Source organism: Cytobacillus sp. QJM3NY_8 (assembly GCF_056173585.1).
The window spans coordinates 5031913-5058800 of sequence record NZ_CM149681.1; the positions used below are offsets into that span (position 1 = coordinate 5031913).

Consider the following 26888-nt stretch of genomic DNA (forward strand, 5'->3'; position numbering starts at 1 on the left):
TTTCCTTATTTCTTAGCCGTGACTTTCGTCAGCAGCTGGTCAGAAGCGGCAATTTCCACCCCTTTATAATAATGGGCAACGATTTCTTTGTAGCTCTTTCCTTCAACTGCCATGCCGTTTGCGCCGTATTGGCTCATGCCGACTCCATGGCCGTAGCCCTGGGTATTGATGATGATATTGTCTCCTTTGCGTTCCCAGGTAAAGTCTGTTGATTTCAGGCCAAGCTTCTCCCGGATGTCTTTACCGCTGACGACTTTTCCGTTAATATCCACTTTTGCGACCCGCTGGCCGGCTGTGCGTTCAGTTACGGTGCCAATCGTGCTATCATTAGGAAGCTGTACACCCAATTTCCTTTCAAAATCCTGGACTGTGAATACCTCTCTGCCGTTAAACTTTGGAGAATGCAGGTCCCATTTGCTTTCTACACTTTTTAAGTAAGGAACAGAATTTGGCCAGATAGCTTCGGAATTTTCCGTAAAGCCATTGCTTGTTGAAAAGAAGGAGGCTGTAATCGGTGAGCCGTCGAAAGTAAGAATCTGGCCTTGCGTTTCGGTAACGGCTTCTCTTACCTTTTCGATTTTCCACTTATAATCTTGTTTCCATTGCTGTCTCAATTCCTCATCACTTTTATAAACCTGATGGGTTACTGTATCGTAAACTAATGCCCCCTCAGGAAGTTCAACGCTATCTTTATTCATTAACTGCTTCACAATGAATGTCCTGGCTGCCAATGCCTGAGCCTTCAAAGCCTCCTCTTCAAACTCAGCCGGCATTTCCGATGCTACTACTCCGACGATATACTCTTCAAGCGGAACCGTCTCCAGCTTTTTCTGTGCAAGGCGGTAGACCCCTACCTCTATGGCTGGCCCTTGAGGAATTTCTGCCGCTGTCTCTTTTTTCGTCTCAGTCTTAAGCTCCTCGCCAAGTTTCCCGCTGACTTTTCCTTCTGTAAAGGGAATCACAAGCAGGGCGGGAACGATAAGCGTGACGGCAAACAACAGTGCGGCTAGTACGATGAAAGGTTTGAATTTTGTCATGTTTTAAGCCTCCATAGCAAATAAATAATTCGAACTCATTTCATGTTTATGGCTATGGACAAGCTATTATGACAACTTAATGAACCGGACTGCCATTTAACCAATTTATGCTTTACTGCCGCGGATAAATTCAATAAAAGCATTTGAGACGGAGAGATTCAGTGAACTTTCATTAAATACAAGCCATGTTTTCCGGTAAAGCGTTTCACCCTTTAAGTTCAATTCCCATGTGTTTAGATCTGTGCAGCCTTTAAGGCAAATTTCCGGCAGGATTCCATAACCCAGCCCATTCAGAACCATTTCACGGCATGTATCGATAATATCTACTTCCATTGTAATAGTAGGAGGATGGTTAAAGTTTTCCTTCCACCAAAGATCGATAATATTTTTTAAGGATGGATCGGTGTTATAATCTATTCTCGGCAGATATGGAAGCTGTTCTAAATCGATTTTATCGTTTGAAGCAAGGAAGATTCTCTCTTCATCTATTAAAATTTTTGGCCCCTTCCAATCATAAGGATCACGGACGATGCCAATATTCGCTTCTTCTTTATGAACCATTTGGATTACTTCATAGCTGAAGCCGGTTTTTAACTTCAGGTCTACCTGTGGATATTGAATTAGAAATGCAGCCAGTATTTCAGGCAATTTATATCTGGCATACGTTTGTGAGACTCCAAGCCTTAATGCTCCTCTTACCTCACCCTCCATGCTGCTGAGAAAATCCTTCGTTTCCCTTAGCTGATGAATCATCCTATTGGCATATTCCACTAAATATTCCCCTTCAGATGTAAAATCCACTCCTCTCTTTCTTCGTGATAGGATTTTTACAGCAAATTCTTTTTCCAGCTGCTGAATCCTGTACGTCAATGAAGGCTGCGAGATATACAACTGTTCCGCAGCTTTCGTAATATTCCGTTCTTTATGGATTGTCTGCAGGATGAGCCAATCTTTTTCGTCCATTTCCTCCTCCATTGAAATAGAAATTTTTAATCGTTAACAATAAAATATCAATATTTCATTTATTTTACCATTCCCCCTACAATAAAGTTATAAATAGTAAAAATTCGTCGGGAGGTACTTAAAATGGCTAAATATGATGTATTAGTGGTAGGAGCCGGCAATGCGGCACTATGTGCGGCGATTTCGGCAAAGGAGAATGGGGCAAGCGTCCTGATCCTTGAAAAAGGTCCTGAACATAAGCGCGGAGGCAATTCTTATTTTACAGATGGGGCCATCCGTTTTGCTTATAACGATTTAAGCGATATCAGAAGAATCATGCCCTCATTGACAGATGAAGAAGCCGGTAAAATTGTGATGCCGGAGTACAGTGATTCTGACTATTATAATGATTTAATGAGGGTGACTGAAGGCCAGAGCCATCCGGAGCTGGCAAATCAGCTTGTTTCTAAGTCTTACGAAACAATCGTTTGGATGAAAGAGCAGGGTGTCGAATTTGAACTGAATTATGATAATCAATCATTTAAAAAGGATGACAAAATTCACTTCTGGGGCGGCCTTCCTGTTAAAACTAAGGAAAAAGGAATTGGCTTAATGAAGGCACTTTTCCAGCGTGCTAAGGAAGCAGGGATTGACATATGGTATGAGGCCCAGGCAACAAAGTTATTAACCGAAGACAGCAGAATAACCGGCGCAGTCGTTCAGCAAAAAGAGAAAGAACTTATCGTAGAGGCAAACAGCGTCGTGCTTGCCTGCGGAAGCTTTGAAGCCAATAAAGAAATGCGCTCCAGGAATTTAGGACCTGAGTGGGAAGCAGCTGCTGTCCGGGGCACAGAATTCAATACAGGTGACGGAATCAATATGGCGATTGAGGCTGGAGCCGAAACATTTGGTGAATGGTCAGGATGCCACTCCATTGGTACAGACTATAATGTTCCAAAGGTCGGTGATTTCACAAAGCCAGGCGATATCTTCAAGAAGCATTCATACCCGCTTGGAATCATGCTAAATAAAGAGGGGTACCGCTTTGTGGATGAAGGCGCCGACTTCAGGAACTATACCTATGCAAAATATGGACGCGAAATTTTAAAACAGCCTGGACATGTTGCTTACCAGATCTTTGATAGCCAAGTGAGACCTCTTCTGCGCAAAGAATATAATCTGGAAGAAGCAACTGTTTATCAGGCAGACACGCTCCAGGAATTAGCGGAGCAGCTCCCTGTTGAAAAAGAACAGTTTTTAAAAACCATTCAAGAATATAATGATGCTGTTCAAGATGGTGATTATAATCCGTCTGTCAAAGATGGAAAATCAACATCAGGCATCACTCCTGAAAAAACGAACTGGGCACTGCGGGCTGAGAAAGGACCCTTCTATGCCTTCCCGGTTACATGCGGAATTACCTTTGCCTTTGGCGGACTACATGTTAACACCGATGGAGAAGTACTAAATAAAGAACAGACCCCAATTCCAGGGCTTTTTGCAGCAGGAGAGATGGTCGGCGGAATCTTTTATAAAAACTATCCAGGCGGATCAGGCTTAATGTCCGGTGCCGTTTATGGCAAAGTCGCCGGAACTCAGGCCGCCTCATTCGCAGTGAATCAATCCAAGGCTTCAATTAAATAACTATAATGGCGTGCTCAGTTAAGTGAGCATGCCATTTTTTCTTCAAAATTGAAGAAGAGACAGCCGTAAGCCGCCTCATCCCTGCCAATAAAATGCGAACGCTCCTAAAATAACCCCGATCCAAATCAAAAAGGAAACAGCACCCGCTTTAAGCAAATCTCTCTCACTAAAATGGCCATATGAATAACTGATTAAATGGACAGGCGATTGGGTGATAAAGAAGAAGCCTGGAATACCTGCCAAAAGCACGGCCTTCACCAGGTTCAGAGCTGGGAAGCCGCTTAATACATCCCCCAGTGAAATAACTAAAGGGAGCATAATGGCCAGGAAACCTAAGACATTCACAAACATGATTCTCATCAATGAAGTTAATAGAATTAAAATCAAAACAGTCATAAACGGAGTCTTCAGGGCAAGGATTGGGGTGAGATACTTAACCAGCAAATCGATGGTGCCTGTACTTAACAGCATCCCTGAGACCATGAGCGTGGAAGCAAAAAACAGAACGATATCCCAATTAATCGATTTTCTTGCCCGCTCCCATTCCCAGACTCCGATTCCCGGGAATATGGTCAGACAGGCGCCCAAAAGTCCAATGAGGGGAATTGAGTATCCATGTATGGTCTGCGTGATCCAAAGAGTAAGTGTAACGCCCATAATCGCAAGCATTTTCTTTTCTCTTGCACTGATGTTTCCCAATTCACTGATTTTGGCTTCAAGCAGACACAGCAAATGCTCTTTGTTCATTTTCTCCGGCGGAAACATGATGATGAATGCCAGACCGAGCAGCACGGCAAAAATAGCGATTGGCACTCCAAAAGTAAGAGTCCATTGCAGATAATCAATATGATGGCCACTATCGGACAAAAGACTGTAAGCATAGATCGTTGAACTTGCTCCTGTAGCAACAAAAGCACCAGTAATCGGGATCAGATAGGTGATGCCGATGAACAAGGATTTCGCCAGATTGCTTGATTCGTCCATTGACTTTAAGCTTCTGATCAGACTATCAAATACGGAGGAAATAAGACTTGCTTTCCCGACATTGGACGGTACAAGGACCGATAAAATAAAGACAAGTAAAAATGAGATGAAGACAAGCACCTTGCCTGCACCGCGCGACCATTTCAAAATCACCAGGGAAAGCCTGTCGGCTAATCCAGTATCGATAAAGGCTCTTGAGATGATAAATGTAGAAACCATCAGCCAGACAACATCAGAACTAATATATGCCAGCACCTCTTCATAAGTAAAAAAATGAAAGGAAAACATCAGCATGACTAGTAGTGAGCTGTAGGCCAGGGGAAATACGTTTCCCACCCATAATAGCTGGATGATCACAAGCGCGACGAGCGACTGTACTTTTATATTCCATTGCATCGGGAGGATAAAAAAGAAAAGATACAGCGCGATTGCTATAATCATTAGAAGTTTCTTTTTCATAATGTTTCTCCTTCGGCGTAAACAGGAAAATCCACCATTATTCTGGTGGACTTTCCTGGATCCATATTAAGCAGAGATAGCATCTTTATCATCATTTCTGCTTTTCTTCTTGAACTTATTGATCACAATTGGATAGAACAAAGAAAGTACAGTCAGCACAATCAGTGTAATCGATATTCCGGAAGAAAAGAATATACTTAAGCTGCCGTTAGATGAAGTCAGGGCCATCCGGAAATTCTGCTCCATATCCCCGCCCACAATAATTGCCAGCACCAGAGGGGCAATTGGGAAGTCCATTATTTTCATAAAAAGCCCAATTACGCCAAAAAGAAGCAGCAGGAAATAATCAACGGTGCTATAGCTGAGTGTGTATGTGCCTATAAACGCCAGCATGATGATAAGCGGATATAGAACCTTAGCTGGTGTATCCAGGATTTTCACCAATAAGCCGACAAGGAGAATATTGATGATGACTAATGCGATATTTCCAATAAACATGCTGTTGATCAGGGCCCATACCATTCCAGGATCATTTTCAAAAAGCAAGGGGCCAGGTCTCACTCCCAGCATAATAAGAGCTCCCAGCATGACCGCTGTCGTGCCTGAACCTGGAATTCCCATGGTCAAAAGCGGAATCATTGCCCCAACAGAAGCAGCATTATTGGATGATTCCGGAGCTGCAAGTCCCTCAACAGCACCTTCACCGAACTCCTCAGGCTTCTTTGATAGCTGCTTCTCAGAAGAATAACTCATCATGGAAGCAATCGATCCTCCCGCCCCAGGGAGGACACCAACGATAAATCCTAATGGAGCACTGCGAAGTATCGGCCACTTCGACCTTTTCCATTGTTCCTTGGTAAACCAGATTCTGCCAACCTTTTTCTTTTCTTTTTTTACTTTATCAATAGTTAAAAAGTTATAAAAAACTTCTCCTACTGCATAAACACCGATAATAACAATGAGGAATTCAATACCTTCACTTAAATGGGGAATATCCATTGTAAAACGGTGCACCCCCGTCTGGGGGTCAATTCCAATGGTACTGATCAGAAGACCCAGCGCCATCGCGATGAAGCCTTTCACCATTTTACCGATAGAAAGTGATACAATGGCCGATAATGTTAAAAGCATTAATAGAAAATATTCTGATGGGCCAAATTTTAAAGCGAAGTTTGCCAGCGGCTTTGCCAAAAAGATAAAACCAAAGACCGCCAATACACCGCCGATAAAGGAAGCCACTGCGGAAATGGCCATTGCCTCTCCTGCCTGTCCCTTTTGAGCCATCGGATATCCGTCAAAGGTGGCCGCGATGGCAGATCCATCCCCCGGTGTATTGAGTAGAATCGAACTTCTTGAGCCGCCATACATGGCACCATAATAAATGGCAGCCATTAAAATGATCGCACTTGTCGGGTCCATCCCAAAGGTAATGGGTATTAACACCGCAACAGCTGTAGCTGGCCCCAGGCCTGGGAGCATGCCGACAATCGTGCCTAAAAACCCGCCAATTACAACCCAAAAGATATTCATTGGCTGTAAAACGATCTGGAACCCTTGCAAGAAAGCATCCATGCTAACTTCTCACCTCCATATTTATGGTAAACTCACACCCAATAATTCACTAAAGCCGTACCAGGTTATGAACGAAAATGAAACCGTGACAATGATATTAGCCTTCCACTTCTTCCATCCATTCACATAGAAGAGCAGACATCCAAGGAAAATAATGGTAGAAGCCAGAAATCCAAAAGGTTCGAAAATAAAAGCGTAAATCACTCCCAGGGCGATGGTCACTGCTATTAATTTCAATGTTCTCCCCTCAAAAAGCCCCTGGATTTTCCCATTATGTTCATGCAGAGTTTTTAATTCGTTAAAGAGATAGATGACGCTAAGCACCAGCATAAAAATACTTAATCCTATCGGAAAGTATAAAGGCCCGTTTGGGTTTCCGAGATTTGCCTTTGGAATGGCGAATGAGCTGATTAAAAAGAAACCGGCAATGATGATCATTAACAAAGGCATTCCTATTTTTACGGCTTTCATCCCATCGCTCCCTTACTTAACCAATCCAGAATCATTGATCAGATCTTTGTATAACTTCTCCTGTTCATCAAAAAACGCTTTGGTTTCTTCACTATTTTGATAGAAGTCATCCCAGTCATTATTCTCAAGCAGCTTCTTCCATTCATCCGTTTTAACCATTTCCGTTAACTTCTCATCCCAATATTTGATTTCTTCTTCAGTCATGTCAGGCGGGCCCATAATACCTCTCCAGTGAGGAAAGACCATATCTATTCCTTCTTCCTGAAGTGTAGGCACATCTTCGAGCTCTTCCAATGTCTTATCAGAGGATACAGTCAAGATTCTAAGCTTTCCAGCCAAGTGCTGATCCTTAACCTCTGATAACGATGTGGTTACAGCATCCACATGGTTCCCCATCAAAGCGGTAACCACATCTCCCCCGCCACCATCATAAACAAGGAAATTCAAATCTGCTGGTGTGATCCCTTTCATGTCTGCAACCTGTACAAATGCCAGATGGTCATCATTTCCTAATCCAGGGCCAACTCCGATTTTAATGGACTTTGGATCCTTCTTGATCTGGTCCATTAAGTCATTGATGGATTTATATGGAGAATCAACCGATACGGCAATTGCCTGCCATTCAGTGGCCAGAGTTGCTAACGGAGTAAATTCTTTGTGCGTCAGCTTACTTTGTCCCAGTAAATTATTCGTCAGGAGCAAACTCGAATTTACTGCAAGGTTATGAGAGTCTTTGCTGTGCAGATAGTTCCAGCCCACCTCACCGCCGCCTCCCGGCTTATTAATGACATTTACATTACTCTTGACTAGTTTGTTATCTTTTAAGATTTTCTGTACGGATCGGGCAGTCAAATCCCATCCTCCACCCGGAGATGCAGGGGCTACAATTTCAATGTTCTTAGAAGGGTAATCTGCACTGTTAGATGCTTTACCTGATGAACATGCCGAAAGCAATACTACAGATAATATTAATATTCCAAGTTTTTTCATGGTATCCACTCCTTATAAGTTATTTATTCTGAATTTATAATAAATTCTAAACACCACAGTGTAAACGTTTTCAAAAAAATGTCCATATAAACCTTTATATGCATTTTGTTCATTATGTTCATATGTTCATTGGTTCACATTTTTATAAAAAAAAGAAAAAGCCCTGATCACTCGGACCTTTCCTCATCCTTCTTTTATGTAATAATTTCGTTCCGGCCGTCCTACAATCCCATACTCCTGCTCCACATACGCTTTATTGGCACTTACCAAATATTCAAGATACCTTCTGGCCGTAGTCCTGGATGCGCCCATTTTTTCGCCAACCTTGTCAGCGGACATGCCTTTCGTCTCTTTCTTTAGTATTTGGCTTACTTTGTTTAAGGTAAGGTAGTCAATTCCTGCTGGCAAATCAAGTTTATCCTCTTTCACCTTGCGGCTTCCAAATAACCGGTCAATGGCATCCTGATTCACTTCCGCTATTGAGTCCAGGATCTGCTTATCTTTCCTATATTTCTCAACTGTTCCGACAAAGGTCTCCATTGTTACCGGCTTAATCAAATAGTTATGGACGCCAAATTTCAAGGCTTTTTGCAAATATTCTTTTTCTCTGGCGGCTGATATCAAAATAACATCCAGTGTGGGGAACTTTTCACGGATTTCCAGCAGCAGGTCTGTTCCCAATCTATCCGGCATATATATGTCCAGCAGCAGCAAATCCACTTGATGGACGTTCAATAAATTCATAGTTTCCCTAGCATTTAAGGCCTTCCCGACTAACTTCATGCCCTTAACCCTTGATAAAAATTCTTCATGGATTTGCGCAATTCGGAAATCATCCTCAGCAATTACAACATTGATTACCCCACTCAAATTCCCCCTTTATAAGAGATAATCATTTTGGCAAGTAGACAGTGAACACCGTACCATTTTCTTCATTACTGTCAAATTCAATCATTCCGCCTAATGATCGTGCTTCATCGTTTACATTCCCAAGTCCATATCCTCTATGTTTTCCCTTAGAAGAAAAACCGGTTTGAAAAATAAACGGCTTATCCTCATCCTTAATTCCCTTGCCATTGTCATTGATTTCAAAAATCACGTCATTTCCGATATCTGTCACAAAGAAATGAACCATCTTTTCTTCTTTTTCTGCAACGGCATCAAATGCATTATTAATGAGATTTCCCAAAATAATGATCAGGGAAGATAGCTTGAATTTTTCCGGTAGGGATTCCAGCGAGCTTTCTGGGTCAATAACAAAATTTATCTTCTTTTCCGATGCCTGCGCCATTTTCCCTAATAGGATAGCCTGGACTTTTTCATCCTGTATTTTCGATAGTAATAAATCTTCCTCTATTGAATGGATATGTGCCTCATTTTTAATAAACTCAATCGCTTCCCTTTTCTTATTCAGCTGAAGAAGGCCGAGAATGGCATACAGCTTATTGGTGAATTCATGAGCTTGAGCTCTCAGGTCATCGGAATACTGCCTAACCTCGGATAGGGCATCAATCATATGCTTGATCTCTGTCCGATCACGAAAGCTTCCGACCATCCCTTTCTTTTGTTCTTCTTCAATAATTGGCTCAGTGCTGACGATCATAATTTTATCTTTGTATTGTATTTCAACATTCATTTGTTTTTCATTGTTTGAAAGGATCTTTAACATTTCTGAGGAGCCAATTACTTCAGTTAAGGGCCGACCTTCTGCCTGTGCCTCAATATCCAGCATATGCTGTGCAGACGAGTTCATCATGGTGATAACTCCTTGTGCATCCACAGCAATGATTCCCTCTCGCACCGATTGCAGGATTGCATTTCTTTCTCTGAACAAAGCGGCAATTTCATATGGTTCCAGATTGAGAGTATCTTTGCGAATGCTGTTGGCCAATAGGAAGCTTCCAAAAATCCCAATGATTAAGATCAATACGGAGGCCTTTAGAATCTTTGCGATGTCATCCCAAATAGAAATATATATCGCATCCATTTCATATAAAACAACGACTGTACCCTCCACTTTTTTATATGGCCCATAATCCACCATAACTGGGGCAATCGCTTTAAGCACCTTTCTGCCGTTTTCCGTTGTTTGGAGTACGTAATAGCTCCCATAAGTAAGCGCTTTATCTGCATTGTCATTATTCAGCATTTTATATAAACCCTGTTCATCTGTTGAAGCAATCATCCTCCCATCACGGCCCTGAAAAAATACAGTCATGGGCTTGGATTGATATTTAATCTGGTCCATCAATATATTGATATTTTCATATTCGCCGCCATGCCGAAAAAAATCTTGCAGGGCAGGCATATAAGACAGGGTCTTGGCCGTTTCCAAGGAAATTTCCCTCGCCTTTACCACATCATCAGCCTGCTTCATATAAATAAATAGACCTGATAAAGAAGTGATGATAAATATAATCAGCATGAGGACCAATCCCAGAATTTTCACCTTCAATGAAACCTTTAGGAATTTTTTCATGATATCTTCATTAGCTGTTCACTATATCCCATCTTTTTCTATTATATTAGTATAAATATTCAAAATTATCCATGAATACTTCTTACTAGTCGGCCAATAAGAAAAGCGCAAGCGCCTTCGGAACAAGCCAAAAGCGCTTGTTCCGTGCGAAGAACACCCAAGGAAGCTTCCCTTAGGTGCTCACCCCCGACAAGCACAAGTCGAGCCTCTCGGAGAGGGCTGGAGCAGTAATCAACGTTCAAATGTTATTAATATCAGAAATTAAAAACCGCAGAATCGATTTGTCAGTCCTCTGACAGCTCGATTCTGCGGTTTCAGTTTGAAATGCGCGCAAGGCGACTATTTTGACGACTTGCAGGTGGCCGCCTTGATTGGCATTACTTACGCGTTCATGTCAGAAACAATGCTGTTATTAACAGGTGTTTCTTCCACTTCTGTCACACGTTCGATATCTGCACCGAGTGCAGCAAGCTTTTCGTGGAAATTCACGTATCCGCGGTCAAGATGCTTCAGCTCTGTTACGCGTGTTACGCCATCTGCCACCAATCCAGTCAGGATCAACGCAGCGGCTGCACGAAGATCTGTAGCAGCTACTTCTGCACCCTGCAGATTGCTTGGTCCGTTCATAATGACAGAACGGCCTTCAATTTTAATATCAGCGTTCATGCGGCGGAATTCCTCCACATGCATGAATCGGTTTTCGAATACAGTTTCCGTGATCACACTTGTACCCTGAGCATGAAGCAATAGGGCCATCATCTGTGATTGCATGTCTGTCGGGAAGCCAGGGTGAGGCATTGTTTTAATATCAGCTGCCTTTAATTTATCTGGACCCAGTACACGAATTCCTTCAGCTTCTTCGATGAAGGTAACACCCATTTCTTCCATCTTGGCGATCAAAGAAGCGGAATGCTCAGGAACAGCACCCTTTACAAGAACGTCTCCGCCTGTAATGGCAGCTGCTACCATGAATGTACCTGCTTCAATGCGGTCAGGAATGATGTTGTGCTCTGCACCAAACAGTACGTCCACGCCTTCAATGCGGATCGTGCCAGTTCCTGCCCCTTTAACCTTGGCACCCATTTTATTCAGGAAGTTAGCTAAGTCAACAATTTCCGGTTCCTTTGCTACGTTTTCCAAAATCGTTGTGCCTTTGGCTAATGTTGCAGCCATCATAATGTTTTCCGTAGCACCAACACTAGGGAAATCGAGATATATTTTTGCTCCATGCAAGCGGCCTTCTGGTGCTTCCGCTTCAATAAAGCCATTACCAACCTTTACTTTCGCACCCATCGCTTCAAAGCCTTTTAAATGCTGATCGATCGGGCGGGAACCAATTGCGCAGCCCCCTGGCAATGCCACACGGGCACGGCCATTTCTTGCTAATAAAGATCCCATGACTAAAACTGAAGCACGCATTTTGCGTACATATTCAAAAGGTGCTTCTACCTTCAACTCTCGAGATGCATTTACTGTTACTGTATTATTTTCAAACTCCACTTCGGCGTTTAAATAGCGTAATACTTCATTAATAGTATATACATCGGAGAGTGTTGGGACATCACGAATTACGCTTTTGCCATCACTTGCTAACAGTGTTGCGGCGATAACCGGTAAGACAGCGTTTTTTGCTCCTTCTACTTTGACAGTACCGCTTAACCTATTTCCGCCGCGGACGATGATTTTATCCAAAGTGTATTCCCCTCCGCGTCCAATTTCTCTATATTAATATTCAATCGTAATGATGGGTGTGCCAATAACTATGTTTGTCTTGGCGCCCATTCCTTGTGTCCGTAATCCAAGCTGCATGTTCATTTTATTGCCATTTGTCTCAATGGATTCACCAAAGAGCGGTGAATTTGCTGATGCTGAAATAAATTGGTCTTCTTTTAGTGCTTCTATTTCTGTTGCATTAAAAGCTGCCAGCAATTGAGCTGCAGTATCAGGCAAAGACTTATTCATCTTATCATTGAATTCACCCTGGATACAAGAGAAAATTGTGGCATTTCCTCGAAAAATGTCAGAAATCTTACTTTTCAGTTCTGCAGCCAGTTCGCTTTGTTCTTTCTTCCACCCCTGACCTTTGGCCTCATAAATCACATACGTCTGAACTTGACCTTTTGTGGGGGTCGATAAAACTTTTACTGCTTCTGACTGAGTATCTGTTTTCATAATAATAGCTTCTGCTTCCCAAGCCTTTTCTGATCTTTGAAAGCTCCATTCCCAATCAGGATATTTCGACTGCAATTCATCGGTGAATGCTTTCACTTCCTGAAGGGTTTGAAGGTTTTCCATTTTTTCTCTCGCATGCAAAGTCCAATTCTTGATTAAAATATTCTCGCCCTGTAAAACCGAGGCCATCGTTAACAGGTCAAGCTCCCCTTTGGCTACAGTCGTCTTATTCCCAATGTTTATCATCATGAAACCAATAATGGCAATAATGGATAATGTCATGAATAATTTTTTCATCTCTAAACTCCTCCCCTTAGTACCATTGTTACCAAGGATAGAGAGAGCATACTTGGGAATTGTCGTCACTTTTTGACAAACTGAAAAGGCAGCAAAATCACTGTTAACTCCGATGCTATTCCTGCCCTTTTTTGCATACTTTGAAAACCATTTCACAAACTAGTATGTATGCAGGAAAACAAGCAACAAAAAGATTTTACTCAATAATTATCAAAATGAAAACATGTATGAAGACCTATATTTATAAAAAATATGGCCATCAAATGCATCTCCTAAAGAAAGGTGATGTTCTGCAGAATAAGCGGCAGCTGCTGGGACCATAGAAGATAATCGAGAAAGAAATTGCTTACGGCTGATCCAATCACAATGGAAAGCAGAACATACAGTACCCTTGCCTGAAAAACATGATTCGCCCGCAATAGCGTTTCGAACCGCAGTGCCTGAAGTGCCCACCAGGCCAGCGCAATAAACACCAGATGAGACATAATGCTGATAAGTGCCTGTTGCCCAAATCCTGATACCATCTTCTTCCCTCCCTTAACAATTTGCCACGTCGCTTACCTGTTTTGTGCGCTACAATACCATTTGACGTTTATCTTACCAGGTAAGTTTCATGAATGGATATTTTTTGAAAATTAAGTTTCTTTCTTTTTCGCAGTTTATATGTCCATTATATCGAATTGTCGAAAAAACACGAAGTGTAAACAGGGGCAAACAAAAAGAAGGGGAAAATCCCCCTCTCTTATTAATACCCCTTTTGTCCCCTTTTTGTAAAAGCTTTTTTATAATCCCCATCTTATAAAGCGATTTTAACCTTACTGAAAGAAATCAGTGAACTGATTGAAATTGCCCTGCAGGAAGTCAAATGCGATATTCGGTGCAACTCCAAATAAGATTGTTGCTGCCAGGCTAATTCCGATAACAGCTGTTAATGCAGCTGGGATCTTAACCTTCCCTGTATCACCTGCTGGCCTGAAGAACATTTGCACCATTACGCCGAAGTAATAGAAGTATGAAACAACTGTTGTCGCAATCATAATCGATACTAATACATAATGTCCTTCACTCGGCACTAATGCACCCATAAAGATATTCAGTTTGCCAATAAAACCGGCTGTTCCGGGAAATCCTGCAAGCGAGAGCAGGAAGATGGCCATGGCAATGGCCAGGAACGGCGCGCGGCGGTATAGGCCGGCAAATTGGCTGATATCTTCAGAGCCCGATTTATGTGTTACATGCTGGATGATCGCAAAAGCACCCAAGTTCATGAATAAGTAGGCTCCCAGATAAAACCAGAGTGTATCAAACATGAACAATGACATGCTCGCAATGACGACCAGCAGATAACCAGCCTGTGCGATACTGGAATAGGCAAACAAACGCTTGATATTCCGCTGTCTTAACGCAATCAAGTTCCCAATGATCATCGTGGCGCCGGCCAGGAAGGCTATGTAATCCTGGAGAGCAAGAATCATCGGCAGCCCCTGAGCCTCACCGGATGGTGCATTTGAAAAGATTGAGAACAGGATGCGGATTAAAATGATGAACCCGGCTGTTTTAGAAACTACACTTAAAAAAGCTGTTACAGGTGTTGGTGCGCCCTGGTACACATCAGGCGCCCACATATGGAACGGTGCTGCTGCCAACTTGAAGGATAGCCCCACCACAATCATAAAGAACGCAAGGCCAAGCAGGTAAATATGCTGCTCGTTATAGACGGATGTCAAAAATCCTGCCATTTCCTTTAAGTTCGTAGTTCCAGTTAAACCGTATACATAACTCATTCCAAACAAAGTGATTGCTGTGGCGATACTGCCATTTATCACATATTTCATGGCAGATTCATTTGAATGCAGATTTCTTTTTCTCATGCCTGCCAGAATATAAGACGAGATGGAAAGAAGCTCAAGTCCCACAAACAGGGTGATTAAGTCTCCGCTTGAAGACATGATCATCGCTCCAAGCAATGCAGCCATGAATAGATAGAAAAATTCCCCCCTGAACTCTTCCAATCCTTCATTTGGCTCATAGCCAATGGCAATCAGCAGTACCATTGCCGATCCGATCAAAAGCAGCAGCTTAAAAGCTTTTGCAAATGAATCAAGCCTGAATGTATCAAGCAAAATGGATTCCGGGCCGTGTCCGATAAGGCCAAGTAAAGAAACAAGTGCTGCCAGAATTCCGGCAAAGCCGACCCAGCCGAGAATTTTACGGCTTTGTGATTTCGGCATAAACAAATCCATTAGTGAAAGAGCGGTCGCAACACCAAGGATGATGAACTCCGGCGTCATAATGCCCCATTCATATGATAATAATGTTTCGAGATCCATCCTTCATCACCCTCCTATCCCCAGCATGATCGTTTCAAGTGTTGATGTCAGCGGTTCGCTCAGTACACTCGGATAAACACCAATCAGGACAATTAAGCCGACTAAGACCAGGACAGGCACAAACTCAAACTTCTTCATATCCGTTACGCCGGCAAAATCTCTAAGCGCTTTGCCGTATGTGATGCCCAGTACCGCTCGAAGCAGGTAAACAGCTGTCATAATGATTCCGATCGCACCGACTGCGGCAAGAATCGGCATTTCTTTAAACAGGCCAAGGAAGGCCATAAATTCACTTACAAACCCTGACATGCCAGGCAGGCCAAGTGAGGCCATAGCCCCTGCAAGCAGGAAGCCTGCTGTAATCGGCATCCCTTTTGCCAAACCGCCGAGATTTTGAATATTGGATGTTTGAACGCGTTCATAAAAAACACCGACAAGGAAGAATAAAAGTGCTGCGATTAAACCGTGGGAAACAACCTGGAAAATCGCCCCCTGGATTCCTGCCTCATTTAATGCGCCTAACCCGATTAAAACGATTCCCATGTGGGAAATAGAGGAGTAGGCAAGCACCATTTTAAAATCGGTCTGAACAAATGCCAGAAATGCTCCATACAGTAAATTCACGACTCCGAGTACAGCCAGCCATACAGCAATACTTTGGAATTGCTCAGGAAATATTCCCATACCAAAGCGGATTAAACCGAAAGCACCAATTTTCAAAAGCACTCCGGCATGCAGCATGACGATTGATGGCGGAGCTTGTACGTGCACCCTTACCATCCAGCTGTGCAGCGGGAATATAGGAAGCTTCACTCCAAATGCAATTAAAAGCGCAATCAGCATGCCCATTTTCATATTTTCAGAGATTGGCGCAACTAGCTGCGGATTATCCGCGTTCATTGCGGCCATCAAAGCATCAATATTAGCTGTGCCAGTACGGGAAAACAGCACCATAATGACAATCAGCAGCACAGCAGATCCGAGACCGTTATAGATCAGGAAGCTGTAAGCGGCATTTTCCTTTTCAAAGTAACCCCATTTCCCGATCAGGAAGAAGGTCGGAATCAAGGTGATTTCAAAGAAAATAAAGAAAAGAATCAGGTTTTCAGCCGCAAATACACCAAGCATGCCGACTTCAAGCAGCAGGAACAGCATGAAGTAGCCCTTCCATTCTTTTTTAATATGAATAGAAGCAATAGCTGCCAGTGTAGAAAGCACAGCTGTGAGCACAACCATGATTAATGAAAATCCATCCAGCCCCAGTTCATAATCAATGGAAAAAAGGTTGCCCAGCTGGCCGGAATCTCCAAACTGAATCCAGCTGACTTTTTCATTCAGCTGTTCCAGACTTGCACCTGCCCGGTATTGAAAATAGGCTATCAGCGCCAATATCAGTGCCGGAATGGTAGCCAAAAATCCTACGGTCTTGATCAATGATTCCTGTGTTTTCGGCAGGAATGATAATACTAAAATACCAAGGAGCGGGGAGAAAACTAAAATGGATAGAAAATACGCTAAGTTCATTTTAAGTACCCCCCCGTAAACGCATAGATGACAACTAAAATAGCAAGCCCGACAAACGCCGCTGTTCCGTATGTCTGAATCTGGCCATTTTGAAATTTAGAACCCAGTCTTCCGAGTGCAGACGTGATTCCAGTAACGCTCTTCACAAGTCCTTCAACCAGGAACACTTCCAGGAATTGCAGAAATGAGCTAATGAATTTCGCACCATTCACCACTGTCAGCGAATAGAATTCATCAATAAAGTATTTATTGTACAGAACGTTGTATGAAAGCGGCATTCTGCTTGTAAGCCAGTCGCGGGCGAGCGTACGTTTGCCGTACATTAGCCAGGCAAGGAAAATTCCAAGCAGGGATACAGCAGTGGCGACAATCATTATCCATGCAGGTCCCTCAATATGGCCATGGCCCAGAGCATGGTTATCTTCCACGAGCCACTCACCAAGAAACGTACCAAACCATGGCGTATTCACATATCCAGCCACTACAGCCAGCACCCCTAGGACCACCATTGGCAGCGTCATTACACTAGGCGACTCGTGAACATTTTTCATATCGGTTCTTGCTTCACCAGCGAAAACCATAAAAAACAGACGGAACATATAAAATGCCGTAAAGAACGCAGCAATCACCGCTAGCCAGAACAGTACTGTATTCCCATGCGCCCAGGCAGCAATTAAAATCTCATCTTTACTGAAGAACCCTGAAAATAATGGAACCCCGCTGATCGCCAGTGTCCCAATCAGGAATAGAGGGCCAGTCACGCGCAGCTTTTTCCATAATCCGCCCATATGTTCAATATTCTGTGTATGAACCGCGTGGATGACACTTCCGGCTGCAAGAAACAGCAAGGCCTTGAAAAAGGCATGTGTCATTAAATGGAATACACCAGCTACATATCCGGCAGAACCGAGCGCCAGCATCATATAGCCAAGCTGGCTGACGGTTGAATAAGCGAGCACCCGCTTTATATCCTTTTGGACCAGGCCGATGCTTGCCGCAAAAATGGCTGTGAATGCCCCAATTACAGCAACAGTCATCAGTGCTGTTTCACTTGCTGTAAACAGCGGGAACAGCGCTGCCACTAAATACACACCTGCCGCTACCATTGTCGCAGCATGGATTAATGCGGAGACCGGCGTCGGTCCTTCCATTGCGTCCGGAAGCCAGGTATGCAGCGGGAACTGGCCCGATTTACCGACAGCCCCTACAAAGATAAGAATGGCTGTTAACGTAATCATTGTGCCAGAAATGGCACCAGCTTCAACAGCTGCAAAAATTTCATCATACTCAAAGCTGCCAGCCTGCCAGAATAATAGAATCATTCCGATCAAAAGGCCGACGTCCCCAATACGGGTCATGATAAATGCTTTTTTAGCCGCAGCCTTTGCTTCCTCTTTGTAAAAATAGAAACCGATCAGCAGGAAGGAACCAAGTCCGACAAGTTCCCAGAAGAAGTACGTCTGAAGCAGATTAGGCGAGATGACAAGGCCCAGCATGGCAAATGTAAATAACCCTAAATAAGCATAGAAAACAGGGAAGCGGTCATCACCCTGCATATACCCTTTCGAATACGTATGTACCAGGAAACTGACAAGTGATACAATTACCAGCATCAATGCATTTAACTGATTAACTTCAAAACCCGCTGTTAACTGAACATCCCCTATAGTCAGCCAAACGCCTTCTGCTTTAAAAGTTGGTGCCGAAAACCGGTCAAAAAGCACCAATATTGAATAGACAAGCGATGCCAGGGTAAACAGAATTCCTATATAAGCACTCGCTTCTTTTAGCCGTTTGCCGAATAAAATAAGGAACAAAAACGATAAAAGCGGGAAAAGCGGTATGATCCATGCATTCTCCATCATTATCACAATCCCCTTTTTGAACACACCCTAATGCTTGGCGTGTCAGATTGGGACCTTTTTTCAGGTCCATAAAGGCGGCGCCATATATGGCAGCCTTCACTACTCTCTATTCTCAGCCAGTCCGGCTGCATTTCCACAGTCTCTTTAGTGCTTCATAGCATCCATTTCATCAATATTAACACTCTTTTTATTACGGTACAGGGCAATTAATATCGCCAGGCCAACTGCTGCTTCTGCTGCTGCAACAGTGATTGTAAACAAAGCAAATATCTGGCCTGTTATGGATGGCATAATGCCGTATTTGCTGAATGCCACCAGATTGATATTGACCGCATTCAGCATCAGTTCGATTGAAATCAGGACAATCACGGTATTGCGCTTTGTCAAGGCACCATACAGCCCGATGCAGAAAAGAATTAAAGCCAATGCCAGGTAGGCTTGAACGGGAACTGTACTCATTCCTTTTCCGCCTCCTTTTCATCATCTCTCTTAGCCAAAACAATTGAACCAATTAAAGCGACCAATAATAGGACAGATGTTACTTCAAATGGAATTATGAATTTTGAGTAAAGCTCAATTCCGATTTGCTCTGTATTATTGACATGAAGGTCATTCGGTGCTGACGGCAAATCGAGGTTATAAATCCCGATGTACACCGCGAAAGCAAAGCCAAGCACACCCAGGAATAATAACAGCTTTCGAAAGCGTCCTGTTTTCGGCTCGCTTGTATCGTTATGGCGTGTCAGCATGATTCCGAACAGCATGATGATGGTAATGGCACCGGAGTAAATTAAGATCTGAACGGCAGCCAGGAATTCAGCTGAAAGCAGCACATAAATTCCGGCAATGCTTACAAATGTAAATACCAGAGCGACAACCATATGCACGACTTTGGTAAGGTTTAATAAAAGCACGCCGCCGATGACCGCAACTAAAGCTAGAGACATAAACGATAAAAACTCACCTGAAAACGTCATGCTTTATTCACCTTCCGTATATTTTCATCATTTTCATCAAGCCATTCAAGATTTTTAAACAGCTCATCCCGGCTATATTCCGCCAGTTCAAAATTATTGGTCATGATAATCGCTTCGGTTGGGCAGACTTCTGTGCACAAGTCGCAAAGGATGCAAATTTCGAAATTGATGTCATAGGTATCAATGATTTTTCCCTTTTTGGCAGGGTCCGGATGCTTTTTGCCTGTCAGCTGGATACAATCGGTTGGACAAATATTTGCACACTGATTGCACACGATGCACTTTTCAGGATAAAACTTTTGAATTCCCCTGAACCTGTCCGGAAGCGGAAGCGGTTCATTCGGATAGTCATAGGTTACCTTTTTGCGTGTCAGGTTTTTTAGGGTATACGATAATCCTTTCGCTAAACCAAGCATGTTTTTTCACCCCTTGTTAAGAAATGCATAAGGCGCCCGCTTATCGGCGACAAGCATAAGACGAGCCGGCTAAAAGGTTGTTTTTTTACCTTTTGGACGGATTGGCTTAGACCCGAGAGCCGATGGCGCCTGGAGCTGGACAATTTTAGAAATGCGGAAGCGCCTTGCCCACCCCCGACAAGCACAAGACGAGCCCTGCAAGAAGGTGTTCTTTCCTTCTGAAAGGGATTGGCTAGTCTTTCGTCCCTAGGAGCCGCAACTAGACAAGCTTGTGACCTCGAGGGGGGTAGGCGCTCCTAAAAGCTAACGCTTTTTAGTCCTGCGATGAAGATGCTGTCGAATCGTTCCTTGTGGAGCTAGACAGTTCACGAAACTTTATGAGGCCGGTCTTCAATTAAAATATATTCAGCCATTCTTTCAGCAAAGCTGTTAAGAAGATATTCGCAAGCGCTACGGGCAGCAGAACCTTCCAGCCAAATTCCATGAGCTGGTCTGCACGAAGGCGCGGGAATGTGACACGAAACCAAACCAAGATAAAGATTACAGCCGTGAATTTAAGTGCAAACCAAACGGCACCCGGAATGAATTCCAGGAATGGAAGCGGCAGCCACCCGCCAAGGAATAATACGGTTGTCAACGAAGCCATTGCAAAGAAATATACATATTCCGCAAGCATGAAGAACGCCCAGCGGAAGCCGGAATATTCAACATGGAAACCTGCGACCAGCTCTGATTCAGCTTCAGGCAAGTCAAATGGAACACGGTTCAGCTCAGCTGTCGAAGCAATCAGGAATACGATGAAAGCAATTGGCTGCCAAATGATGAACCAGCCATTCTTTTGCGCTTCCACGATCTCATTGAGGTTTAAGCTGCCTGTTAAAAGGATAATGCCTAATACAGACATAACGAGCGGGATCTCATAAGAAATCATCTGGGCCGCAGCACGCATCCCCCCAAGCAGGGCATATTTATTATTGGAAGCCCAAGCTCCGGTGACAATACCGACTGTTGTCAGTCCGGAAATGGCTATGTAATACAGCAGTCCAACTCCAATATCAGCAAACTGAAGTTTATCTGTAAAAGGAATCGTTGCCAGCACCATAAATGCCGGTGCAAACGCAATGACCGGTGCAAGAATGAACAGCGGCCTGTCTGCAAGTTTAGGAATGGTGTCTTCTTTTAATAAAAGCTTTAATACATCAGCAACGGTCTGAAGAAGCCCCCAGCGTCCTCCGACCTGATTCGGGCCATGGCGCAGCTGCATAAACCCCATGACTTTACGTTCTGCCAGGATGGCATAAGTAACAAACCCCAAAACGACTAATAGCAAAACGGTGGCAAGCAAGAAGAAAATACCGAAATTCAGCAGACCTGCTTCGGAATAAAGAAGTTCTTCTACCATTAACCGTCCACCTCCCCAAGGACAATATCAATTGCCCCTAAAATAGCAATCAAGTTCGCAATGTTTTCGCCTTCAAGCAGTTTAGGGAGAATTTGAAGATTATAGAATGATGGCCTTCGGAATTTTAAGCGATATGGCTCCTTCTTTCCATCACTCGCGATATAGCAGCCGATTTCCCCCCGCGGAGATTCGATTCTTACAAACGCTTCCCCTTTTGGCGCTTTGATGATTTTCGGAACTTTTGCCAGTATTTCGCCTTCTAAAGGGAATTGTTCCACTGCCTGTTCAAGGATTTTTAATGATTCTTCAATTTCCTTCATGCGCACATGATACCTGGCCCACGCATCCCCGCCGTCCTGAACGGCAACATCGAAATCGAAGCGGTCATAGATTGAATACGGCTCATCTTTCCTGAGATCCCATTTCACGCCTGTGCAGCGAAGATTTGCACCGCTCAGGGAGTAGTTTAAAGCATCCTCTTTCGTATACTTTCCTACCCCTTTGACACGGTTCATGAAAATTTCATTTCCTGTTACAAGCTGATGATAGCCTTTCAGCTGTTCACGCATATAGGGAACAAACTCTCTTACTTTTTCAATCCAGCCTTCAGGAGCATCCCATTTTACACCGCCGACACGCATATAGTTAAACGTTAAGCGGCCCCCGGATATTTCATTCAGCATATTGATGATCATTTCACGTTCTCTGAATGCATACAGGAATGGGCTTGTCGCTCCAATATCCAGCAAATAGGTACCCCACCATACGAGATGGCTGGCAATCCGGCCAAGTTCCATGGTAATTATCCGAAGATATTCGGCCCGATCCGGAATTTTAAGATCCATCATCGTTTCAACGGCATGCACAAGGATATAGTTATTCGTCATGGCGGCAAGATAATCCATTCTGTCTGTATAAGGAATAATTTGCGTATACTGCAGGTTTTCAGCCAATTTCTCCGTTCCGCGGTGCAGATAGCCGATGACCGGTTTCGCCTCTTTGATGATCTCACCGTCAATTTTCAGAACAAGGCGGAAAACACCGTGCGTACTTGGATGCTGAGGTCCAACATTCAAAAGCATTTCTTCGGTTCGCAGCATTGGTTACACCTCCACATCGTACGGTTCATAGTCTTTGCGCAGCGGATGCCCAATCCAGTCTTCCCCAAGCATAATCCGATATAAATTAGGGTGGCCCTTGAACTGAATGCCCAGCAAATCATACGTTTCACATTCCGGCCAATCCGCTCCAGCCCATAACGGCTGCAGAGAATCAATTTCCGGCTTATCGCGGTCAATTTTAACCTTAAGGGCTACAGATTGGCGCTTTTTGTATGAGTATAAATGAGCATACACTTCCATATGCGTCTCAAAATCAGTGCCATGAAGCTCTGATAGGTAATCAAAACCAAGTTGTTCATTATATTTCAGGAATTCTGCCAATTTAAAATATGATTCAGCCTTGGCCACTAAAGTAGGCACATCCTTGGAAAGATCATTAATATAGTACTCTTCAAGAACGTCAGCACCAAGATTCTCTTCAATTACCTTTACATATTTATCAAGATAAGGCTGATTAACGGATGGCGCTTTTTCTGCAGCCGGTTCAGTGTCTGCCTTGCTTCCGGCAGCTTTTGCTGCAGCGGCGGCTTTCGCCTTTGCGGCTGCAATAGCCTTTGCTTTCTCGTCATCCCCGCCAGCTTGTTTTGCTTGAGCAGCGGCTTTCGCCTTAGCTGCTGCGGCGGCCTTTGCTTTTGCGGCGGCGGCGGCTTTTTGCTTGGCAATGTCCATATCTTCTGCTGGGGATTCTTCCTTCGCTTCCCCCTGCTCTTTCGCCTTCACTTTAGCCAGTGCTGCAGCCTTCGCCTTCGCAGCGGCAGCGGCTTTTTGCTTGGCCAGATCCATGTCTTCTGCTGGGGATTCTTCCTTCGCTTCCCCCTGCTCTTTCGCCTTCATTTTAGCCAGTGCTGCAGCCTTTGCCTTCGCAGCTGCGGCGGCTTTTTGCTTGGCCAGATCCATGTCTTCTGCTGGGGTTTCTTCTTTCGCTTCCCCCTGCTCTTTCGCCTTCATTTTAGCCAGTGCTTCGGCCTTTGCCTTCGCAGCGGCAGCAGCTTTTTGCTTGGCCAGATCCATGTCTTCTGCTGGGGATTCTTCTTTCGCTTCCCCCTGCTCTTTCGCTTTCATCTTTGCTAGGGCAGCAGCCTTTGCCTTCGCAGCTGCGGCGGCTTTTTGCTTAGCCAGATCCATGTCACCTGCAGGTGTTTCTTCCTTCGCTTCACCCTGCTCTTTCGCCTTCATTTTAGCCAGAGCTGCAGCCTTCGCTTTAGCTGCTGCTTCTTTTTTCAGCTGTTCAAGATCCTTTTCTCCGCTCATAGGTTAGATCACCTTCTTCCCAGTCTTAGCCTCATAACGGATTTTTTCCTTTAGCTTATTAATTCCATAAATCAATGCTGCCGGGTTCGGCGGGCATCCTGGTATGTATACATCAACAGGGACAATCTGGTCGACCCCTTTTACAACTGAATAAGATTTAACATATGGCCCTCCCGCTGTTGCACAGGAGCCCATTGCAATCACCCATTTTGGTTCAGGCATTTGATCGTAAAGACGGCGGACGATTGGCGCCATTTTCTTTGTTACTGTACCTGAAACAATCATGACATCAGACTGGCGGGGAGATGTACGGAAAAAAGATCCGAAACGGTCCAAATCGTAATGCGATGAACCAACACCCATCATTTCAATGGCACAACAAGCAAGCCCGAAGGTCATTGGCCACAATGAATTACTCCGCGCCCACGCTTTAATCTGTTCCAAAGTTGCCATAAACACATTTCGCTGCAGTTCTTCCATTTCTTCTGGTGAAATATTATCCAACTTTAAATCCATTTCAGCACCTTCTTTTTCCATGCATAAACAAGTCCAATTACTAGCATAAATACAAAAATCAGCATCTCAATCAATGCAAAAATACCAAGTTTCTCATAGGCCACAGCCCAAGGATACAAAAATACCGTCTCTACATCAAAAATGACAAACATCAGGGCAAAAATATAATAGCGGACATTGAACTGCACCCTCGAATCATGGAATGGCTCAATCCCGCTCTCATATGTGGTATACTTCGTATCATATGGCTTATAGGGCCGCAAAAGCTTTCCCAAAAACAAAGCCACCACAGGCAGTAAAACTCCCAGGCACAAAAACACAAAAACTATCAAATAGTTATTCTGATATAAATTCCAAAGCTCCATGCCTATCCCCTCCAATGCTGAAAATTTTCACAACATTTAAACATGTAACCGTAACCATTATACACCCTACTCCCCCATGTGTCGACACAACCTCAGACTATTATTGGAAATTCTATCTAGGCCTCAAATCGGATCGCCGGAAGAGAATTTCCATACGCACTTCCCAGCTGGTTTAACACCTTCTCCAGATTATATGAGCTTGCCCCCAGTCAATATCCATTAAAATCTTCATTTGTATTTATCTACCATTAAAAATTAAACCCCCTGCTTTGTCAGTGAGATATTTAACACCTTAAAAGAGTTTTTTATTTTAAGCCTGAGTTTTTTGCATTCATTGCTCCTTAAGTTTATCGGCCACTTTTCCAATTTATCGGTCAGTTTCTGTTCTATCAATATACAGCACCGACATATCGGAAAATAAATCACATACAAAAGTTTCTATTTAAACCATCTTAAGGATTAAATGTATCAAATATGACCATTTCTGATGCTTTTTGTTCATCTATTATGAACATTATTATGTTTTGCCGTTTCTTCGTTAATTTCTTGAAATGTGCGTAATTAAATTATAACTCCCCTGTTCTTTTTCTCTGAATTTTCTGTGCTAGCATAGAAATTGTCAACCAAGCTATTAGGAGGCTTTATTATGAAAAAATATTTTTATTATCTGCTCGCAGCTTTAACCATCTGGAGTACAGCAGGTGCGAGCGCATATGCAGAAGAAGTAACTGTAAACAAAGGGGATACCCTTTGGTCCATAGCACAAAAACATGAAGTGACCGTTCAGGATATTAAAAACTGGAATGGTCTAGCCGGGGATTTGATTCATCCAAATGATAAACTCGATGTTTCACCTGAAGAAATATACATAGTAAAATCCGGTGATACACTATGGAATATTGCCAAAACATACGGTATTACAGTACATAACCTCAAAAAATGGAATCAGCTAAACTCAGACGTTATTAAACCCGGTTTAGAGCTTATCATCTATAAAAATGGCTCTGCGAAGGAAATAAAATCTAAAACAGTTGTAAAAGCCGCTAACACAGGACAGCCTGCAGCTGAAGCAGGCAAAAACCTGACTGTCACGGCAACTGCCTATACAGCCAGCTGTGAAGGATGCATCGGCATTACTAAAACAGGAGTAAATCTTATTGATAACCCGGATGCAAAAGTTATTGCGGTGGATCCGGACGTAATTCCTTTGGGTTCTAAAGTATTTGTAGAAGGATACGGGTATGCTACTGCCGAGGATATTGGCGGAGGAATTAAGGGAAATGAAATTGATGTGTTTATTCCTGCCACACCAGATGCCATGCAATGGGGAAGAAAAGAGGTAAAAGTTTCGATTCTGAATTAATTGCAATTAACGAAGAGGTCTCTCACACAGGGACCTCTTAATTGTGCTATTCATAATAATGGCTACTTTTTAACCAGGTATGTTTCAGACACCCGGCAAAAGGCTTTTAATAGATTTTGCATACATTTTATCCGAATCGCTTCGTCAAATAAAAATACATTGAAAATCTCCGCTTCAAGCATGATGAATATTTTCATGGTTGCATCACCCTTATTGCTTATATGATTATTTGTAAAATAGCTGATTAATTCTCTTTCATAGTATTCTATCGTTCCAAATAATACAGTCGACAAGGATCTCACCCCCTGGTTTTCTTAAGCCTTGTCATTCTAAGCCATGTTGATAATATATGACTCTATTCCCCGGGTTTCAACAGAATCTGACACATTTAACAAAATAGTTAAATTAGTTAAAAAGGCCATTTGTTTTTAATATAAATGTCACACGGCTGTTTCCCATGAAATTATATTTTGTGATAAAGTTATCTCAAGAGCTTAAATTAGGAGAAATTCATATGACTAAAAACAACTGCCCAGTTATTCAAAAATTCGATGAGCTCGTTAAAAAAAGCAATGAGCTAAAAAAAGAACTAGACGTCACTCCTTTTGAAGATAAACAAAAGTTCATGAGCCTTCTCAAAAAGCTTATGACCGTGCATAAAAACCTGGATCAGTTAACCCTATATGACCAGACAAAGTATTAAAATAATAC

General features: G+C 43.2%; 26 protein-coding genes. 3 read left to right on the plus strand and 23 right to left on the minus strand.

Annotated features, from left to right (window positions below; all coding sequences use genetic code 11):
* Window positions 1-5 precede the first annotated feature (5 nt).
* Both spoIID and AC0VZ9_RS25590 read right to left on the minus strand, forming a co-directional pair.
* Window positions 6-1037 (minus strand): stage II sporulation protein D, encoded by a 1032-nt coding sequence (gene spoIID, locus AC0VZ9_RS25585; RefSeq protein ID WP_019380633.1) that lies wholly within the window; start codon window positions 1035-1037, stop codon window positions 6-8.
* Window positions 1038-1142: 105 nt separating this feature from the next.
* A complete protein-coding gene (locus AC0VZ9_RS25590; protein ID WP_071157178.1) occupies window positions 1143-2000 on the minus strand; it encodes a LysR family transcriptional regulator in 858 nt (285 codons plus the stop codon).
* A gap of 123 nt (window positions 2001-2123) precedes the next feature.
* Between AC0VZ9_RS25590 and tcuA the strand changes: the two genes are divergently transcribed.
* The gene (gene tcuA / locus AC0VZ9_RS25595; RefSeq protein WP_019380631.1) at window positions 2124-3623 is read left to right on the plus strand and encodes an FAD-dependent tricarballylate dehydrogenase TcuA; all 1500 of its coding nucleotides are present in this window, start codon (window positions 2124-2126) and stop codon (window positions 3621-3623) included.
* A 75-nt stretch (window positions 3624-3698) separates the two neighbouring features.
* Here tcuA and AC0VZ9_RS25600 read toward each other — a convergent pair whose 3' ends face one another.
* The 20 genes from AC0VZ9_RS25600 to AC0VZ9_RS25695 all read right to left on the minus strand — a co-directional run bounded on the left by AC0VZ9_RS25600 (window position 3699) and on the right by AC0VZ9_RS25695 (window position 24814).
* Entirely contained in the window at window positions 3699-5066 is a 1368-nt protein-coding gene (locus AC0VZ9_RS25600; protein ID WP_475396918.1) for an SLC13 family permease, read from the minus strand.
* A 66-nt stretch (window positions 5067-5132) separates the two neighbouring features.
* Window positions 5133-6638, minus strand: a complete 1506-nt coding sequence (locus tag AC0VZ9_RS25605; protein ID WP_009332187.1) for a tripartite tricarboxylate transporter permease — start codon at window positions 6636-6638, stop codon at window positions 5133-5135.
* A 21-nt stretch (window positions 6639-6659) separates the two neighbouring features.
* Window positions 6660-7109 (minus strand): tripartite tricarboxylate transporter TctB family protein, encoded by a 450-nt coding sequence (locus AC0VZ9_RS25610; protein ID WP_019380629.1) that lies wholly within the window; start codon window positions 7107-7109, stop codon window positions 6660-6662.
* 12 nt (window positions 7110-7121) lie between these two features.
* Window positions 7122-8099, minus strand: a complete 978-nt coding sequence (locus tag AC0VZ9_RS25615) for a tripartite tricarboxylate transporter substrate binding protein (protein ID WP_019380628.1) — start codon at window positions 8097-8099, stop codon at window positions 7122-7124.
* A gap of 183 nt (window positions 8100-8282) precedes the next feature.
* Entirely contained in the window at window positions 8283-8969 is a 687-nt protein-coding gene (locus tag AC0VZ9_RS25620; protein ID WP_009332190.1) for a response regulator, read from the minus strand.
* Between the two features lie 22 nt (window positions 8970-8991).
* Entirely contained in the window at window positions 8992-10578 is a 1587-nt protein-coding gene (locus AC0VZ9_RS25625; protein WP_251174298.1) for a sensor histidine kinase, read from the minus strand.
* Window positions 10579-10959: 381 nt separating this feature from the next.
* Window positions 10960-12270 carry a UDP-N-acetylglucosamine 1-carboxyvinyltransferase gene (gene murA, locus AC0VZ9_RS25630; RefSeq protein WP_251174299.1) on the minus strand — a complete coding sequence of 437 codons (1311 nt, stop codon included), beginning with the start codon at window positions 12268-12270 and terminating at the stop codon, window positions 10960-10962.
* A 33-nt stretch (window positions 12271-12303) separates the two neighbouring features.
* Window positions 12304-13047 (minus strand): YwmB family TATA-box binding protein, encoded by a 744-nt coding sequence (locus tag AC0VZ9_RS25635; RefSeq protein WP_217035403.1) that lies wholly within the window; start codon window positions 13045-13047, stop codon window positions 12304-12306.
* A 272-nt stretch (window positions 13048-13319) separates the two neighbouring features.
* Window positions 13320-13571 (minus strand): DUF1146 family protein, encoded by a 252-nt coding sequence (locus AC0VZ9_RS25640; protein ID WP_009332194.1) that lies wholly within the window; start codon window positions 13569-13571, stop codon window positions 13320-13322.
* 291 nt (window positions 13572-13862) lie between these two features.
* Complete coding sequence (gene nuoN, locus AC0VZ9_RS25645) at window positions 13863-15377, minus strand: NADH-quinone oxidoreductase subunit NuoN (RefSeq protein ID WP_475396919.1); 1515 nt, start codon at window positions 15375-15377, stop codon at window positions 13863-13865.
* Between the two features lie 6 nt (window positions 15378-15383).
* Window positions 15384-16901, minus strand: a complete 1518-nt coding sequence (locus AC0VZ9_RS25650) for an NADH-quinone oxidoreductase subunit M (protein ID WP_475396920.1) — start codon at window positions 16899-16901, stop codon at window positions 15384-15386.
* The gene (gene nuoL / locus AC0VZ9_RS25655; protein WP_475396921.1) at window positions 16898-18766 is read right to left on the minus strand and encodes an NADH-quinone oxidoreductase subunit L; all 1869 of its coding nucleotides are present in this window, start codon (window positions 18764-18766) and stop codon (window positions 16898-16900) included. The genes AC0VZ9_RS25650 and nuoL overlap by 4 nt, the downstream gene beginning before the upstream one ends.
* 144 nt (window positions 18767-18910) lie before the next feature.
* On the minus strand, window positions 18911-19225 hold the full coding sequence (nuoK, locus tag AC0VZ9_RS25660; RefSeq protein ID WP_009332198.1) for an NADH-quinone oxidoreductase subunit NuoK: 315 nt from the start codon (window positions 19223-19225) through the stop codon (window positions 18911-18913).
* Entirely contained in the window at window positions 19222-19743 is a 522-nt protein-coding gene (locus AC0VZ9_RS25665; RefSeq protein ID WP_475396922.1) for an NADH-quinone oxidoreductase subunit J, read from the minus strand. Before AC0VZ9_RS25665 ends, nuoK begins: the two co-directional genes overlap by 4 nt.
* Window positions 19740-20159, minus strand: coding sequence for an NADH-quinone oxidoreductase subunit NuoI (gene nuoI / locus AC0VZ9_RS25670; RefSeq protein WP_009332200.1), 420 nt, complete (start codon window positions 20157-20159; stop codon window positions 19740-19742). The genes AC0VZ9_RS25665 and nuoI overlap by 4 nt, the downstream gene beginning before the upstream one ends.
* A gap of 394 nt (window positions 20160-20553) precedes the next feature.
* Window positions 20554-21561 carry an NADH-quinone oxidoreductase subunit NuoH gene (gene nuoH / locus AC0VZ9_RS25675; RefSeq protein ID WP_009332201.1) on the minus strand — a complete coding sequence of 336 codons (1008 nt, stop codon included), beginning with the start codon at window positions 21559-21561 and terminating at the stop codon, window positions 20554-20556.
* Window positions 21561-22661: an NADH-quinone oxidoreductase subunit D gene (locus AC0VZ9_RS25680; RefSeq protein WP_475396923.1), complete on the minus strand. Its 1101-nt coding sequence runs from the start codon at window positions 22659-22661 to the stop codon at window positions 21561-21563. Before AC0VZ9_RS25680 ends, nuoH begins: the two co-directional genes overlap by 1 nt.
* Window positions 22662-22664: 3 nt before the next feature.
* Window positions 22665-23933, minus strand: a complete 1269-nt coding sequence (locus AC0VZ9_RS25685; protein WP_475396924.1) for an NADH-quinone oxidoreductase subunit C — start codon at window positions 23931-23933, stop codon at window positions 22665-22667.
* Window positions 23934-23936: 3 nt separating this feature from the next.
* On the minus strand, window positions 23937-24449 hold the full coding sequence (locus AC0VZ9_RS25690) for a NuoB/complex I 20 kDa subunit family protein (RefSeq protein ID WP_019380617.1): 513 nt from the start codon (window positions 24447-24449) through the stop codon (window positions 23937-23939).
* Window positions 24440-24814: an NADH-quinone oxidoreductase subunit A gene (locus tag AC0VZ9_RS25695; RefSeq protein ID WP_009332205.1), complete on the minus strand. Its 375-nt coding sequence runs from the start codon at window positions 24812-24814 to the stop codon at window positions 24440-24442. The genes AC0VZ9_RS25690 and AC0VZ9_RS25695 overlap by 10 nt, the downstream gene beginning before the upstream one ends.
* Window positions 24815-25460: 646 nt before the next feature.
* Between AC0VZ9_RS25695 and AC0VZ9_RS25700 the strand changes: the two genes are divergently transcribed.
* Window positions 25461-26177, plus strand: a complete 717-nt coding sequence (locus AC0VZ9_RS25700) for a 3D domain-containing protein (RefSeq protein WP_475396925.1) — start codon at window positions 25461-25463, stop codon at window positions 26175-26177.
* A gap of 62 nt (window positions 26178-26239) precedes the next feature.
* Here AC0VZ9_RS25700 and AC0VZ9_RS25705 read toward each other — a convergent pair whose 3' ends face one another.
* Window positions 26240-26470, minus strand: coding sequence for a hypothetical protein (locus tag AC0VZ9_RS25705; RefSeq protein WP_019380615.1), 231 nt, complete (start codon window positions 26468-26470; stop codon window positions 26240-26242).
* Between the two features lie 221 nt (window positions 26471-26691).
* On the opposite strand from AC0VZ9_RS25705, the gene AC0VZ9_RS25710 reads away from it, so the two are divergent.
* Entirely contained in the window at window positions 26692-26880 is a 189-nt protein-coding gene (locus tag AC0VZ9_RS25710; protein WP_009332207.1) for a hypothetical protein, read from the plus strand.
* Window positions 26881-26888 lie beyond the last annotated feature (8 nt).

Coding starts and splice junctions, on each gene's coding strand:
- spoIID (WP_019380633.1), bottom strand. CDS start 1,037: ATGACAAAATTCAAACCTTTCATCGTACTAGCCGCACTGTTGTTTGCC.
- AC0VZ9_RS25590 (WP_071157178.1), bottom strand. CDS start 2,000: ATGGACGAAAAAGATTGGCTCATCCTGCAGACAATCCATAAAGAACGG.
- tcuA (WP_019380631.1), top strand. CDS start 2,124: ATGGCTAAATATGATGTATTAGTGGTAGGAGCCGGCAATGCGGCACTA.
- AC0VZ9_RS25600 (WP_475396918.1), bottom strand. CDS start 5,066: ATGAAAAAGAAACTTCTAATGATTATAGCAATCGCGCTGTATCTTTTC.
- AC0VZ9_RS25605 (WP_009332187.1), bottom strand. CDS start 6,638: ATGGATGCTTTCTTGCAAGGGTTCCAGATCGTTTTACAGCCAATGAAT.
- AC0VZ9_RS25610 (WP_019380629.1), bottom strand. CDS start 7,109: ATGAAAGCCGTAAAAATAGGAATGCCTTTGTTAATGATCATCATTGCC.
- AC0VZ9_RS25615 (WP_019380628.1), bottom strand. CDS start 8,099: ATGAAAAAACTTGGAATATTAATATTATCTGTAGTATTGCTTTCGGCA.
- AC0VZ9_RS25625 (WP_251174298.1), bottom strand. CDS start 10,578: ATGAAAAAATTCCTAAAGGTTTCATTGAAGGTGAAAATTCTGGGATTG.
- AC0VZ9_RS25635 (WP_217035403.1), bottom strand. CDS start 13,047: ATGAAAAAATTATTCATGACATTATCCATTATTGCCATTATTGGTTTC.
- AC0VZ9_RS25640 (WP_009332194.1), bottom strand. CDS start 13,571: ATGGTATCAGGATTTGGGCAACAGGCACTTATCAGCATTATGTCTCAT.
- nuoN (WP_475396919.1), bottom strand. CDS start 15,377: ATGGATCTCGAAACATTATTATCATATGAATGGGGCATTATGACGCCG.
- AC0VZ9_RS25650 (WP_475396920.1), bottom strand. CDS start 16,901: ATGAACTTAGCGTATTTTCTATCCATTTTAGTTTTCTCCCCGCTCCTT.
- nuoL (WP_475396921.1), bottom strand. CDS start 18,766: ATGATGGAGAATGCATGGATCATACCGCTTTTCCCGCTTTTATCGTTT.
- nuoK (WP_009332198.1), bottom strand. CDS start 19,225: ATGAGTACAGTTCCCGTTCAAGCCTACCTGGCATTGGCTTTAATTCTT.
- AC0VZ9_RS25665 (WP_475396922.1), bottom strand. CDS start 19,743: ATGACGTTTTCAGGTGAGTTTTTATCGTTTATGTCTCTAGCTTTAGTT.
- nuoI (WP_009332200.1), bottom strand. CDS start 20,159: ATGCTTGGTTTAGCGAAAGGATTATCGTATACCCTAAAAAACCTGACA.
- nuoH (WP_009332201.1), bottom strand. CDS start 21,561: ATGGTAGAAGAACTTCTTTATTCCGAAGCAGGTCTGCTGAATTTCGGT.
- AC0VZ9_RS25680 (WP_475396923.1), bottom strand. CDS start 22,661: ATGCTGCGAACCGAAGAAATGCTTTTGAATGTTGGACCTCAGCATCCA.
- AC0VZ9_RS25685 (WP_475396924.1), bottom strand. CDS start 23,933: ATGAGCGGAGAAAAGGATCTTGAACAGCTGAAAAAAGAAGCAGCAGCT.
- AC0VZ9_RS25690 (WP_019380617.1), bottom strand. CDS start 24,449: ATGGATTTAAAGTTGGATAATATTTCACCAGAAGAAATGGAAGAACTG.
- AC0VZ9_RS25695 (WP_009332205.1), bottom strand. CDS start 24,814: ATGGAGCTTTGGAATTTATATCAGAATAACTATTTGATAGTTTTTGTG.
- AC0VZ9_RS25700 (WP_475396925.1), top strand. CDS start 25,461: ATGAAAAAATATTTTTATTATCTGCTCGCAGCTTTAACCATCTGGAGT.
- AC0VZ9_RS25710 (WP_009332207.1), top strand. CDS start 26,692: ATGACTAAAAACAACTGCCCAGTTATTCAAAAATTCGATGAGCTCGTT.